The organism is Xanthobacter sp. DMC12 (assembly GCF_056314105.1).
Window position 1 is genome coordinate 340731 of the sequence record NZ_JBQUYZ010000004.1, and the last position, 14309, is coordinate 355039.

Below are 14309 nucleotides of genomic sequence, written 5' to 3' on the forward strand. Positions count from 1 at the left end.
CGCAAACGACGGCGCCGATGGCGCCGTCGTCCTGCCTGATTAACGGGATCCGCGGGGCTCAGCTGCCCTTGCGGCTGCCGATCATGGGAAAGAAGACATCCTGCCACTTCTCGGGCATCTTCTTCAGAAGGCCCTGATCAAACATATACTTGGCGTAAGTCATCATGCCCTGCGGCTCAACCTGGTAGACGATGGAGCCATCGGTCGCGATGCTCACGACCTCGGCTGCGGACAGCTGCACCTGCTCCGACTTGAGGTAGATCTCTGCAGCCTTTTTCGGATCGTTGCGGATGAGCGCGCAGGCTTCCGCAAGCCCCTGGAGCAACGCCTCTGCCACCTTGGGATTGGCATCCACGAAAGACTGCGTCGCGGCCAGGGTCGCCGCCGTGGCCTCCTCGCCGCCGAACAGGCTGGCGGACACCAGGACCTTCCGGATCTTCGGGTCACGCGCAACGATCTGGGAGAAGGGCGGCGTCGCGAAATAGCCGCCGAGCGCATCACCGGCTAGAAGCGCGGCGGTCGCGTCGGGATGGGGCAGCGGCGCCATCAGCGCGTTGGCCTTGTCCTGGGAGCCAAGATCGCGCTCCGCTGCCACCCGCAACAGGATCGCCTGGGGCGAGTTGAAGGCCGGAACCGCGATCTTGTCGTTGGGCGTAAAATCCTTGAAGGATGTGATGTTGGGGCGATTGGTGAACAGGGTGTAGGTCACCACCGAAAGACCGGCGAGGCTCTTGATGTGCTGCTTGCCGCGGGTCTTGTCCCAGGCGATCAACGCGCCGGCCGAGCCGAGCGCGCCGGCCTCGATGCTGCCGGACAAGAGCGCGTCGTTCATGCCCGTGGAGCCGGAAATGCGGCTCAGGGACACATCGAGGCCCGGCAATCCCAGCGCCTTGGCATTCTTGTCGAAGAACTTCTCCTCGGCCGCAACGACGATGGGAAGGTAGACGAGGCCATACTGAAGGCCGATCTTGACCGACGCCGTCTCGGCACGCGCTCCAGCCGACGCGACCAGCAGAACGGTTGCCGCCAGAGCACAGCTCACCCAAGAGCGCATCCCTCGCATAGATATTCCTCCCTGAGAACGGCGCTCTAACATTGGGCGGGCTGAGCCCGCATCTCGGCGCCTCGTACAGAATTTCATGAAATCCAGAAGATCCACGAACAAAAACATCAAACAACTATGCGAGAGAGGAGTGCAATGGGAGGCAGGCCATCGGCTGCGAATATCACGAACATGCTGAAACGTTGCGCCGCACAATCCAGGCCATCAGCACGTCGCGAGCAGCCGTTCGATGATCTCGCCCCGCGCGGAGCGTATGCGCCATGGGGCCTCAAGCGCGTGGCTTCGCTTCAGGTACAAATGCAGATCATGTTCCCAGGAAACGCCGATGGCTCCGTGGATCTGAATGCCGGCGCCCGTCGCGGCACGCGCCGCAGCAGTGGCAAGCTCCCACGCTGCGAGGATGTCGATGGTTGCGCTTCCGACCTCCTCATCCCACGAGCGCGCGGCAAAGCTCACCGCCAGCGCCGCCGAATCCACCGCGACGGCGACGTCGGCCAGACGGTGCTTGATGGCTTGGAACGAGCCGATTGGGGCCCCAAACTGGGTCCGCGTCCTAGCATGGTCGAGAGAGCGGGACAACGCGCCGCGGGCGATGCCGAGCAGTTCGGCGGCGGTGAAGAGGCGGAACGCTTCGCAGGCCCGGCCGCGCCATTCGGGTGCCGCCTCCGTGGCGGGAAGCGCGAAACGCATGGTCGAGACGGGCGTCCCGGGATCGAGGGGCTGATGATCCGCGAGCACCTCGGCCTCCTCGGCAGACAGGAGTGCGAACGCGCCGTCATCCGCGCGCGCCCCACCCAGGGCCAGGATGTGGGTTGCTGTGCGGGCGTGGTCGACGAGGCCCTCGGAGCCGGCGCCTGCCGACATCCCTCGGGCGGAGGAGACGGACACGCGCATTGTACCCTCGGCAAGGGCGGCGAGGGCGTCAGACCCGAGATCGAGGCACGGCGCAAGCGCCAGCGTCTCCGCCCATGCGCCGGGGGCGAGCGCCTCGCCCAGTTCCTCGGCCACCACGACGGCCGCGACCATCCCCAGGCCCACGCCACCGGCATGCTCGGGCACCAGCAGGCCGGTCCAGCCTGCGTCGATGGCCACCTGCCAGAGCCTCAGCACCAAGTCCGCGGGCACGGTGTCGACGGCCTTCAGGTCTTCGAGCGTGAATGCACCCGCAAGCGCGCGACGGGCCGCATCGCGTATGTCCCTCAGTTCATTGTCCATGCTTCACGTCTCCGGAATACGAGGCCGGGCTGGCGCCCACCGGCCAGGGGCAGGCTTGGCCCATCAGCGAGGCAGTCCGAGCACCCGCTCGGCGATGATGTTGCGCTGGATTTCCGAGGTTCCGGCGAGGATTGTCTCGGCGCGTGACCATAGATAGTCCCGTTGCCAGTGACGCCGCTCCGCTGCCGCAGGCTCCTGCGGGCCGAGGCGGGCAGAAGGCCCCAGAACGTCCATGGCGATGTCGAGAAGCCGCTGATGGCTCTCGCTCCAGAACAACTTGAGATAGGAGCCTTCCGGTCCCGGCGTGCCGCCTGCGGTTTCCAGCATCCGCCGCGCGAACAGCTTCAGCACGTGCACATCGAGATAGGCCCCTGCGAGCCGCCCGCGCACTTCGGGATCCTCCAAGGGGACGCCAGCGCCCGGACGCGGCGCGCGGGCAAATTGGAGCAGATCCCGGAATTCCTCCTCCATGCGGACGAGGCGCGGAATGAAATAGGTGGCGCGCTCGAAGCTGGCGGCGGCCATGGCAATGGCCCAGCCGGCATTCTCTTCGCCCACCCGGTTCGCCACCGGCACTTTCACTTCGTCGAAGAAGACCTCGTTGAATTCCTGCTCGCCGTTCATCTGGCGGATGGGGCGAACCGTGATGCCGGGGCTTTTCATGTCCACCAGCAAGAAGCTGATGCCCTTGTGCTTGGGCACCGACGGGTCGGTACGGGCGAGCAGGAAGCACCAGTCCGCGATATGGGCGTAGCTGGTCCAGATCTTCTGCCCGCTGACCACGTAATGGTCGCCCTCGCGCACTGCCTGGGTGCGCAGCGCGGCAAGGTCAGACCCGGCGCCGGGCTCGGAATAGCCCTGGCACCAGATCTCCCGGTTGGCGAGCAAGCCGGGAAGATAGCGCGCCTTCTGCTCGGCGCTGCCGAAGTGCAGGAGAGTCGGCCCGAGGATGCCGTGGCCGATGACGTTCACACCCTGCGGAGCACCTGAGCCGGCATATTCCTCCAGCCAGATGACCATGCGTCCCATCGGCAGCTCGTGGCCGCCGTCCGCCTTCGGCCAGGTGAGGCCGCTGAAGCCGCATGCGCACAGATGGTCTTCCCACGCTCTGCGGAAAGCCATGTCGTGAGGCGAGACGGGCGCGGGAAAGCCCCCCGCCACCATGGCGAGATTGTCTGCCAGCCACTCCCGAACGAGGCGCCGGAACGCCTCGTCATCTGCTTCCTCGAAAAGCTGCATGGCCTATTCGCCGATCTGGATGTGCGCGCGTTGGGCGATGTCCGCCCACTTCTTCAGATCCGCGGCAACGAACGCGGAGAATTTCTGCGGCCCGTAGCCGATTACGTCCGCTCCGAGCTTGGCGAAGCGCTCCCTCACGGCGGGCTCGGAGATCGCCTTCTGGATCGCAGCGTCAAGCTTCCCGACGATATTCGGATCGAGCTTCGCTGGGCCGAGGATGCCGAGCCAGGGCATCGCCTCGTAGCCCGGCAGGCCGCTTTCGGCGATGGTGGGCACGTCCGGCATCAGCGCGGAACGCTCGGCGGACACGACGCCCAGCGCACGGATCTTCCCGCCCTGCACCAGCGGCAGCGAGGAGGCCACGGCGTCGAACATCATGTCGATCCGGCCGGCGGTGAGATCGATAAGCGCCGGCGCGCTGCCCTTGTAGGGGATGTGGGTGAGCTGAATCCCGGCCATGGCGGCGAACAGCTCGGCTTCCAGGTGGGTCGAGGTGCCGGCGCCCACGGAGGCATAGGTGATCTCGCCCGGCTTCGACTTGGCGAGGGCGATCAGCTCGGCGACGTTCTTCACCGGCAGCTCGTTCTTCACCACGAGGACGTGCAGCAGGGACGCCACCAGCGTGACAGGGGTGAAATCCTTCAGCGCGTCATAGCGGATGCTCTTCTGCACCGCCGGATTGATGGTGTGGCCAGACGAGCCGACCATGAAGGTGTATCCGTCGGGCGCGGATCGGGCCACGAAGTTGGTGGCGATCATGGTCCCCGCGCCAGGCTTGTTGTCCACCAGAACGGGAACCTTGAGCTCCTCCTGGAGGCGCTCCGCCAAAATCCGGGCGAGCCCGTCACTGGCGCCGCCGGCCGCAAATCCCACCACCAGCGTGATGGGCCGGCTCGGCCATTCCTCCGCCTGCGCCGCGGACGGCACGGCGAACCACAGGCTCGCCGCCGCGGCGAGCGCGCCGATCGTCTTCCTCATGCAACATTCCTCCCGGACATGCCCGCCTTCGCGTGGGGGGCCTCTTGATCTCGCAGCGGATCGCTTGGCGGCGTCAGACCGACGAGACAGTCCACCGCGACCACACCGTGGCCCGCAGGCCGGACGATGAAGGGATTGACCTCCAATTCAATCAGGCAATCGCCACAGGCGACGGCGGCGTCGGACAGGGCGGCCACGGCCGCGCACAGGGCGTCCACGTCGCAGGCCGGCCGGCCGCGAAAACCGGTGAGCAGGCGAAAGCCCTTCAGGCGTTCCAGCATCTGCCGCGCCCGGTCGGCATCCACCGGCAGGAGCGCGTGCGAGACGTCGCCCAGCAACTCGGTGAGGATGCCGCCGAGGCCCAGTGTCAGTGTTGGGCCGAATACCGGATCGCGGGTGATGCCTGCCAGCACCTCCACGCCGGAAGCCTCCTGCCGCTGCAGCACGACACCTTCAATGCGCGCGCCGGGTGCGAAGCGGCGGGCCGCGGCGATCACGTCCTCGAAGGCCGCGGCCGCCTCCGTCCCGCTGGCGATGCCGAGACGCACGCCGCCGGCCTCGGACTTGTGGGCGATGTCCGCGCTCAGCACTTTCAGCACCACCGGAAAACCGAGCGCCACCGCGGCGGCGGAAGCCTCCGCAGCCGTGGCGGCGACGCGCTCCTCCACCACGGGCACACCGAAGGACGCGACAAGCGCCTTGCCTTCCACTTCAGTCAGTGTCGCCCGACCAGCTGCCAGGGCCTGGACCACAGGAGCCGGCTGCACCACAGGTGCCGGAACCGGTGCCCGCGTCCCGCCCGTGGCACGTCGCCGCTCGCTCCATTGGCCGAAGACGGCGAGTGCGGCAACGGCGCGCGCAGTATCGGTGAAAACGGGAATGCCGCCATCCTGGAGCGCGGCCCGGCAGGTGGCCTCCAGCGTATCCACGGCAGCGATCAGCATGGGCGAGACCTTCGCCACCTCGATCATGTCCGGCGCCATGCGGTCGAGCAGATACCCCGGCGCATAGACGAGCACGAAATCGACGTCGCCGCTTTCGGCGAGCGCCGTCAGGGCATTGCGGAAGAAGCCCATCTGGTTGACCACGTTGCCGGTCACGTCCACCGGATTGGCCACCATGCCGTAGTCCGGAATGCCGCCGCGCAGCACCCTCTGGACGTCCGGGGACAGGCTCGGAACCTCAATTCCGCGCTGGGTGAGCTTATCGGCCAGCAGCGCGCCGAGCGCGCCGGACATGGTGATGATGGCAACCCGCCGCCCGGCTGTCCGATCCTTGAAGCGGGACAGATAGGCGAGGTCGGCGAGGTGAGAGAGGTCCTCCGCCCACATCACGTTCAGCTCTTCGAAGGCAGCACGATAGACCGCCTGGCTGCCGGCGAGGGATGCGGTATGCGACGCGGCCGCCTCCGCCCCCTTGGCGGTATCGCCCACCTTCATGAGCATCAGCGGACGTCCGGCGTCACGCAGCTCAGCCGCAACCTTTCGGAAGCGCGGGCCATCGCGCAAGCCTTCCACATAGCCGGCGATGGCCTGGGTGCCCGGATCGGCGGCGAAGTATTCGAGATATTCTGCGAACTCGACGTCCGCCTCATTGCCGGTATTGATGACGCAATTGAAGCCGACGCCGAGCTTGCGTCCCGCCGCATAAACGGAAGCGCAAACATTGCCGCTCTGGGTGACGAGCGCCACCGACTGATTTTCCTTTGGTGGCTCCACGACCCGAAAGACCGAGGCGAAGGCGGTATAGGCGTGGCTTTCCAGATTGGCGAAACCCATGCAATTGGGCCCCGCGACAGGAATGCCGATCTCGTGCGCGCAAGCCGCCAGCTCGTCTTGAAGACGCCGACCGTCCTCCAGTCCCGTCTCGGCGAAGCCGGACGCGAACACCACGGCGGAGCGAATGCCCTTGGCGGCAGCGCGCCGGAGCTGGGACACGACGTCCTTTGCCGCCACAGCCATGGCCAGCAGATCCACCGGGCCCGGCAGCGATTCAATATCCGGATAGCAGATGAGGCCCGAAATTTCCGAATACTTTGGATTAATCGGGTAGATCTCGCCTTTATAGCCATGCTGGATAAGCAACTGGAGGGGCATGCCCCCCACTCGGGCGGGATCCGCGGAGGCGCCGAGAATGGCGATGGAGCGCGGCGCGATGAGCGGCGACAGGCGGCTCACCTGTGTCCTCCCTCGCGACCGCCCTTTTGGATGGCGGCCGACAGGCCCTTGTCGCGGATCGCCTTGAACTCCTCCGTCATGTGGCTCAGCTGATGGGTGTCGAAATGGGCTTCCAGCGAGGTGCGCAGCCCCTGCATGTCGAGCGTGCGGTTCAACGAGCGCTTGAGAATCTTCAGCGCAAATGGCTGGGCGGTGGCGATCTTCTCGCCCAGCGCCTGCACCTCGGCTTCCAGATCGGCGCGGGGCACCACCCGGTTCACCATGCCAATGCGATACGCCTCCGCGGCGGACATGCGCTCGCCGGTGAACAGCATCTCCTTGGCCCGGCGCGTGCCCATGACCCAAGGGTGGATCAGCACTTCCACGGCAGCGCAGGCGAGCGTCTGGGCCACGGGATCGCCGAAGAAGGCGTCGTCGGAAGCAACCACCAGGTCGCACATGTTGGCCACCATGAAGGCGCCGGCGACGCAGGCGCCCTGCACCGCGGCGATGGTGGGCTTCGGCAGGTCCCAGATCTTCAGGGCATAGCCGTAATAGCGCTGTTCTTCGTAGGCCCAGCGCTCCTCCACGGTAAAGTGGGCGCGGCTCTCCTGCGCCTCCTTCAGATCGTGGCCGGCCGAGAAATGATCGCCCTCGCCGGCGATGACCACCACGCGCACCGCGGGGTCCGCCACCGCCCGGTCCAGAGCGTCGGAGAGTTCGTCCAGAAGGTTCCGGCTTTCGGCATTGCGCCGCTGGGGCCGGTTGTGGGCGATGCGCGCCACGGGGCCGGTCACATCATAGAGGATATCGCTGTAGCTGCTCACTTGGCGTTCCATTTAGTGGAATTTCGTTGTCTATTGGCTTTAGTTTTTTATCTGTAAATCTACCAAGTCAACTTCTAGCAGAGCTGAAACCGCAGAAAGCGATTCCATAATATGGACTCTCGGCAATCACCCTTTTCAGGCGCTCAATCTCTGGGCCGAGCCATGCTTCTGCTGCGCCTCATCGCGCGCAGCGGGGCGGCGGGGGTCAGCATGGCGGAGCTGGCGGCCTCCGCTGATCTGCCACGCCCGACTGCGCACCGTATGCTGAAGATGCTGGTGGCCGAGGGCATGCTGGAGCAGGAGCCGCAGACGCGGCGCTATCGCATGGGCCCGCTGGCGTTCGAGCTCGGCCTCCTCGCCCCCTCCCCGACTCCGCTCATCTCCGCGTGCCGCGGCACGCTCAAGACGATTGCCGCCGAGACGGAGGACACCATCTACCTCACCATGCGCAGCGGCATTGACGGCGTGTGCATCGACCGCATCGAGGCAAGCCACGCCATCCGCGCGTTGACCATCGACATCGGGGGCCGGCGCCCGCTGGGCGTGGGCGCCACCGGAATCGCGCTGCTGGCTGCGCTCCCCCCCGGCGAGGCCGAGGCGGCGCTCATGCGCAATGCGGCGGACTTCAAGCGTTACGGCCGCCTCACCGAGCAGAATGTGCGCGAGAATCTGGAGGAGGCGCGCCAGACCGGGTTCGGCTACAGCGTCGAGCGCATCACCCCTGGGGTCAGCGGCATCGGCATCGCCATCCCAAACCCCAACGGAACACCCTATGTCGGGATCAGCGTCGCCTCCATCACTGCACGCATCGTGGGCGAGCGCCAGGCATTCCTCGAAGCGCTGCTGGAGCGCGAGGCCGCGAGCCTCGCCATCCACCTCGCACAGACCTTCCCCTCGCGCACCACTTGATGGTTCTGGCGGAGCAGATCGGACGCATTAAAACGTTCTCGTGCGGCTGCAGCGCGAGGTTAGGCTCTCCCCAAGCCCGCTCTGCAGCTCGTATGCCGGACCTTTGAACCGGAAGTTTAGACGCGACCACCGCCCTGCCCCGAAGACTCAGGACTGCGCGCCAAGCAGGTCCCGGTGCTCCAGTGCGATCGGCGCACCGCTCATGTCCGCCACCGCGCGGTAGGCGAAGGTCATGGCCGGCCCCAGAGTCGATCCCGCTCCGGGGTAGGACGGCCCCATCACCGAAGCGCTGGCATTGCCCGCGCAATAGAGACCCGGGATCGCCTGCCCCTGCGCGTCGAGGACGCGGGCATCGAGGTCCGTCAGCAGCCCGCCCTTGGTGCCGATCTCCCCCGGCCAGAGCAGCATGGCATAGAACGGCGCCTTCGCGAGCGGCGCCAGCGAGGGATTGGGACGGATATTCACGTCGCTGTAGTAGCGATCGAAACTGTTGCCGCCGCGGTCGAAGTCCTCATCCTTGCCAGTCCGGGCGAAGCCGGCGAAGCGCGCGGCGGTGCGGGCGAGGCCGGCGGCGTCCACACCGATCTTGCCGGCCAAGGCCTCCAGCGTGTCGGCCTTCCATACCACCTTGTCCCACCAAGCGGCCGGCACCTTCGAATCCGGCATCAGGCTTTTGGGCATCACCGGTCCCATGGGGTAGCGGGCCCGGAAGGCGGCATCGAAGATGACGAAGGCCGGCACCGCGCCCCCGGTCGCGGCATGGTTGGCATACATGGCCTGCTGGAATTCCGGATAGGGCCCAGATTCGTTGACGAAGCGCTCGCCGCGACGGTTCACCACGATGGCCCCCGGCATGGCGCGCTCCACGAACACGCCGCGCGCCTTGTCCTCGCCCGGCACGATGATGGTGGGACAGCCCCAGGACTGCTCCATCATGCGCAGCGCACCGCCGGCTTTCGCTCCGGCGCGGATGCCGTCTCCGGTGTTGCCGCCTGCGGGGGTCGCGCTCCATTGCGCCTGCGTCGGCTTCGGCAGGTAGGCGTCGCGCATCTCCTGGTTCCACTCGAAACCGCCAGCGGCAATGAGCACGCCGCGGCGCGCGCCGATGCGGCAGGCCTGGCCCGAGCGCTCCACCACGATGCCGGTGACGCGCCCCTCGGCGGTAATCAGCTCGGTCAGCGGGCTCTCGGTCCAGATGGTTACGTTACGGCGCCGGGCGACATCCAGCAGCGCCGCGATCAGCGCCTGGCCGCCGGTCATGCGGCGGTCGATACGGCTCACCATGCGCCATGGGTAGTCCATGAAATAGCGGAGCAGGTGCTTCAGCACGACGCTGACCGAGCCCCGTCCGCCCGAGAGGATGGTATGCGCATCGAACGCGCTCATGGCCACCCGCCCGAGGATGAGCTGCCCGGGATTGGCCCGCCGCATGGTGGCGAGCTGCTCCGGCCCCAGAAGCGCGGCGTCATAATCCACCGCATCCATGGTGCGCCCGCCCGGCCGCGCGCCCGGCAGGCCGGGATAATAATCGCTGTAGAGCGGCATGCAGCGGTAGGCGACACCGATGGAGCCGAGATAGCGCGCCAAGTGGCGTGCCGTTTCCACGTAAGCGAGGATGCGCTCGTCGCTGGCAAGGCCGCGCGCGCATGTCTTCACATAGGTGAAGGCATCGGCGAGGTCGTCCTTTGTTCCGGCCCGCGCCTGGTCGTCATTGCACGGCACCCAGATGGCGCCGCCGGAAATGGCCGTGGTGCCGCCGAGCAGGGCGGCCTTCTCCACGACGATCGCCTTCAGGCCCGCATCGGCGGCCTTAATCGCCCCGAGCAAGCCGCCTGCGCCCGAACCCACCACCACGACATCGAATTCCTGGTCTTTCTCCGGCCTGCTCACGCGCGCGCCTCTCGCTCATTGGTTGCACGGGGATTGTTTCTCATCGCGGAACCCGCGGCGGCGCGCGTCACAGGGAACGGGCAGTGTGACGCGGGGAGCGCGGGACTGCCGTTGCGCGCTCCTGCCCGCCACACCAACCGGACGCCAGCCCTCGCATCTCCGCCCCGCCACAGCTACGCATTCCCCGCATGAAAGCGCGCTATGAACCGCAATTTATCTTATATCCTTCGCATTGTAATACGCAGATAAGGGGACATGGAACATAAAATTCGTGTTTCGCGCAGCTGCGCGTCGTGGTAAGTGTTCACTTAATTATAACAGGAATGCAGCAACAAGGGAGGCTGCCATGGCCGGCACTGCAGACTACGGGCTTGGTCCGTTCACCTATCCGCGCGGATGGTTCATGGTGGCGGAGGCGGAGGAGATCACCTCGGTCCCCTCCGCGGTGCGCTATTTCGGGCAGGACCTGGTGCTCTACCGGGGCGCCAGCGGGCGCGCCTATATGGTGGATGCCTATTGCCCACACATGGGCGCCCACCTTGCCAAGAACACCACCTCTTACGTCATCCAGGACAAGATCCAGGTGGAGGGCGAGTCGATCCGCTGCCCCTATCACGCCTGGCGCTTCGGTGCCGACGGCAAGTGCAACCAGATCCCCTATTCGCCCGCCCCGATCCCCGCCGCTGCCCGCCTGCGCACCTGGACCCTGCAGGAGCGCTACGGCTGCATCTTCGCCTGGCACGACAGCGAGGGCGGCGTGCCCGACTTCGACCTGCCCGCCATTCCCGAGTGGGACAACCCCGCCTATGTGCACTGGAAGATCGACCAGCTCGGCACACTGCCCTGCCACCCGCAGGAGATCGTGGACAACATCGCCGACGTGAGCCATCTCGGCCCCACACACGGCGGGCCCCCCGAATATTTCAACAACATCATCAACGGAATCGAGGCCCGGCAATACCAGGGCGCCTATCACCGCGCCCTCGCGCCCGGCTTCATGCTGGAAACCGACACCTTCTACACCGGACCCGGCGTCCTACTGTCCTATTTCAACGGCGGCGGCGCGATCATGTACATCGCCCACACGCCGGTGGACGACGGCTCACTGAAGGCTTGGCACGGCCTCCTGGTGAATTCCGGCAAGCCGGTGGCCGGCGACGATGACATCCCCATGGCACGTGCGCAGCAGGCCGGCAGCCTCGCAGCGCTGGCGCAGGATTTCGAGGTGTGGGCCAACAAGCGCGCCTGCATCCAGCCGCTGGCGGTGCCCGGCGACGGCGCCTTCTCCCGCGTACGTCTCTGGTACCGGCAGTTCTACAATCCCCGTTCCGAGGCGGCGAAGATCCAGGCCCAGGCCAACGGCACCTATGGCGTGCGCGGCATGCCGGCCGAACGGCAGATCGCCAGCTGACCGGGCGGCGCCGCGCCGACTCCCGAACGTCTCGACCGTCCTCCGCCCCCTTCCGCCTTCGCCCCGCGCGCTGCGGCGTCGCACTCCTTTGGCTTTCGAGGTGATCATGCTGTCCAAAATCACGCTGCCCCGGGTGACCTTGCCGGGCACGTCCCTTTCGGTGAGCCGCCTGTGCTTCGGCACCAACATGTTCGGCACCGCCGTGGACCAGGGCCGCGCCGACGAGTTGCTGGACCAGTTCACCGCACTGGGTGGAAATTTCATCGACACGGCCAGGGCTTATGGCGACTGGATTCCCGACGCTCCCAATGGCGCCAGCGAGCGCGCCATCGGTGCCTGGCTGAAGAGCCGTCCGCGGGGCGAGATGGTGATCGCGACCAAGGGCGGCTTTTTCGACCTGAAGAAGATGGACTACCAGAAGCGCGTCACGCCCGCCTACATCGCACAGGATCTCGCAGAAAGCCTCGAGCATCTGGGCGTGGACACCATCGACCTCTACTGGCTGCACGCCGACGACGAGACCCAGCCCGTGGGTGCCCTGGTCGACGCCCTCATCGCGCACCAGCAGGCCAGGCGGATCCGCCATTTCGGCGCCTCCAACTGGCAACCCGGGCGCCTCGCGGAAGCACAGGCCTATGCGAAGGGGATCGGCCACGAAGGCTTCGTCGCCTGCCAACCCTTCTGGGGCCTTGCGGCGCCCAATCGCGACGTGGCCCCGGCTGCGGGCTACGGCCCCTTTTATGAGGACGGCTTTGCCCCCCTGCACGCTGCTGGCCTCACCATGATCCCCTATTCCGCGCAGAGCCGGGGCTTCTTCACCAAGCTGAAGGCGCTGGGCGAGGACGGACTGGCGGACGATCTCAAGGCGCTCTACGTCAACGACACCAACCGGCACCGCCTTGCCGCGCTGGAGCAGGTGGCCAATGCGCGCGGCGCGAGCCTCAACGACGTCGCGCTCACCTACATGACCTCCCAGCCGCACCTCACCATTCCGATCATCGGCGCAAGCCGGCCGGAGCAGATCGCCGAAAGCGCCGCCGCCACCGCCATCTCGCTCACCGCCGGAGAACTCGACCTGCTGCGCGCCGGCGCCTGAGGGGGCGAGCCGGCGCTGCGCGATGGGGGGCCGGCCTCGGCCTGGTCCCCCATCAGCCGCACTGCGGAGCGGTGCCGCACCGACAGGTTCCACATCCAAGCCGCCGGGCGACCGCTTGCCGCCCTAGTCCCACACGTCCCGTCCCGTGTCCGGAGCCATCCCATGACTGCCCCTTCCCCCTTCAGCCCGGTGCGGATCGGGCCGCTCACCCTGCGCAACCGGTTCGTCAAAGCCGCCACCAACGAGGGCATGTCGCCCCAGGGCGTTCCATCCAGATCTTTGGTGCGGTTGCATGAATCCATCGCAGCCGGCGGCACCGCCATGACCACCGTCGCCTATTGCGCGGTGAGCCCGGACGGGCGGACCTTCGTCGATCAGGCGGTGCTCACCCCGCAGACCGTGCCCCACTATCGCGCACTGACCGATGCGGTGCACCGCCACGGCGCTGCCGCCAGCGCGCAGATCACCCACGGCGGCTGCTTCACCTTCCTGCGCGAGCTGGATAGCGGCAGCCCGCTGTCCTCCAGCGGTGGCTTCAACAAGGTCGGCGTGCTGAGCGGCAAACTGTTCCGCCGGGCCATGGACCCGCGCGACATGGCCCAGGTCGCGGGGGAATTCGTGCGTGCCGCCCGTCTTGCTCGGGAAGCGGGATTCGACGCCGTAGAGATCCACATGGGCCACGGCTACCTGCTCAGCCAGTTCCTCACTCCCCTCTACAACAAGCGGCGCGACGCCTATGGCGGCAGCGTGGAGAACCGCACCCGCTTTCCCGTGGAGGTGCTGCAGCGCGTGCTGGACGCGGTGGGCCACGAGATGGGCGTCGTCTGCAAATACAGTGTCATCGACGGGGCGAAGGGCGGCAACACGGTGGAGGATGGCATCGCCATCGCCCGGGCTCTGGAGGCGGCGGGCGCGCACATGCTGGTGCTGAGTGCAGGCCTCAACATCGAAGCCATCACCACCATGTTTGGCTCCCCCATTCCGCGCGACAAGATGCCGAGGCCGGACAACCGCATCGTCGCCATCGGAATGAAGCTGCAGGCGCTGACCGAACCGAAGGCGGCGCCGTTCCGCGAACTCTATTCCCTCGGCCACGCCCGCAAGGTGCGCAAGGCGGTGCAGGTACCCCTCGCCTATCTCGGCGGCATCCAGTCCCTGCGCAATGTCCTGGACGCGATGGCGGCGGGATTCGACACGGTGGCGGTGGGGCGGGCGCTTCTGTTCGACAACGCCTTCGTCGCCCGCCTCCAGGATGGCAGCGCCCTGCAGTCGGGCTGCAATGCCTGCAACCTGTGCACCGTGAGCATGTATTCCCCCGGCGGAACCTCCTGCGCGCTGCACGAGCCCAACGACCCGGCGCTGAACGCGCAGCCGGCGGTGGCCTGAACCCGCCCGCCGCAGCCGTGTGACATTTGGGGGGCGGCGACAGCGGCGGCCCTTCGCCGGGAAAAGCGCTTCCCCGCGGAGGCGGATTGACGCCCAGCCGGATAAGTTAGTAATTATTTACTAAATAAAATATGGAGGA

At 66.8% G+C, this 14309-nt stretch carries 11 protein-coding genes; 4 read left to right on the plus strand and 7 right to left on the minus strand.

The genetic code is table 11. The annotated features are described in order from the left end of the window. Positions 1–58: 58 nt before the first annotated feature. The 6 genes from ACT535_RS17110 to ACT535_RS17135 all read right to left on the minus strand — a co-directional run bounded on the left by ACT535_RS17110 (position 59) and on the right by ACT535_RS17135 (position 7478). Positions 59–1042, minus strand: a complete 984-nt coding sequence (locus tag ACT535_RS17110) for an ABC transporter substrate-binding protein (RefSeq protein WP_476365337.1) — start codon at positions 1040–1042, stop codon at positions 59–61. 225 nt (positions 1043–1267) lie between these two features. Then, positions 1268–2278 carry an acyl-CoA dehydrogenase family protein gene (locus ACT535_RS17115; protein ID WP_476365338.1) on the minus strand — a complete coding sequence of 337 codons (1011 nt, stop codon included), beginning with the start codon at positions 2276–2278 and terminating at the stop codon, positions 1268–1270. A gap of 63 nt (positions 2279–2341) precedes the next feature. Then, a complete protein-coding gene (locus ACT535_RS17120) occupies positions 2342–3517 on the minus strand; it encodes an acyl-CoA dehydrogenase family protein (RefSeq protein ID WP_476365339.1) in 1176 nt (391 codons plus the stop codon). 3 nt (positions 3518–3520) lie between these two features. Then, the gene (locus ACT535_RS17125; protein ID WP_476365340.1) at positions 3521–4495 is read right to left on the minus strand and encodes a Bug family tripartite tricarboxylate transporter substrate binding protein; all 975 of its coding nucleotides are present in this window, start codon (positions 4493–4495) and stop codon (positions 3521–3523) included. After that, a complete protein-coding gene (locus ACT535_RS17130; RefSeq protein ID WP_476365341.1) occupies positions 4492–6672 on the minus strand; it encodes an acetate--CoA ligase family protein in 2181 nt (726 codons plus the stop codon). Before ACT535_RS17130 ends, ACT535_RS17125 begins: the two co-directional genes overlap by 4 nt. Further along, positions 6669–7478, minus strand: a complete 810-nt coding sequence (locus ACT535_RS17135; RefSeq protein ID WP_210254556.1) for an enoyl-CoA hydratase — start codon at positions 7476–7478, stop codon at positions 6669–6671. The genes ACT535_RS17130 and ACT535_RS17135 overlap by 4 nt, the downstream gene beginning before the upstream one ends. 111 nt (positions 7479–7589) lie before the next feature. Here ACT535_RS17135 and ACT535_RS17140 point away from each other — a divergent pair, with 111 nt between their 5' ends. Continuing rightward, positions 7590–8387 (plus strand): IclR family transcriptional regulator, encoded by a 798-nt coding sequence (locus ACT535_RS17140; RefSeq protein WP_476365342.1) that lies wholly within the window; start codon positions 7590–7592, stop codon positions 8385–8387. A 147-nt stretch (positions 8388–8534) separates the two neighbouring features. Here ACT535_RS17140 and ACT535_RS17145 read toward each other — a convergent pair whose 3' ends face one another. Then, positions 8535–10277, minus strand: coding sequence for an FAD-binding protein (locus ACT535_RS17145; RefSeq protein ID WP_476365343.1), 1743 nt, complete (start codon positions 10275–10277; stop codon positions 8535–8537). 346 nt (positions 10278–10623) lie between these two features. Between ACT535_RS17145 and ACT535_RS17150 the strand changes: the two genes are divergently transcribed. The 3 genes from ACT535_RS17150 to ACT535_RS17160 all read left to right on the plus strand — a co-directional run bounded on the left by ACT535_RS17150 (position 10624) and on the right by ACT535_RS17160 (position 14170). Further along, the gene (locus ACT535_RS17150) at positions 10624–11688 is read left to right on the plus strand and encodes a 3-ketosteroid-9-alpha-monooxygenase, oxygenase component (RefSeq protein WP_476365344.1); all 1065 of its coding nucleotides are present in this window, start codon (positions 10624–10626) and stop codon (positions 11686–11688) included. A 106-nt stretch (positions 11689–11794) separates the two neighbouring features. After that, complete coding sequence (locus tag ACT535_RS17155; RefSeq protein ID WP_476365345.1) at positions 11795–12784, plus strand: aldo/keto reductase; 990 nt, start codon at positions 11795–11797, stop codon at positions 12782–12784. A 162-nt stretch (positions 12785–12946) separates the two neighbouring features. Further along, the gene (locus tag ACT535_RS17160; protein ID WP_476365346.1) at positions 12947–14170 is read left to right on the plus strand and encodes an NADH:flavin oxidoreductase; all 1224 of its coding nucleotides are present in this window, start codon (positions 12947–12949) and stop codon (positions 14168–14170) included. The last annotated feature ends 139 nt before the right edge of the window (positions 14171–14309 follow it).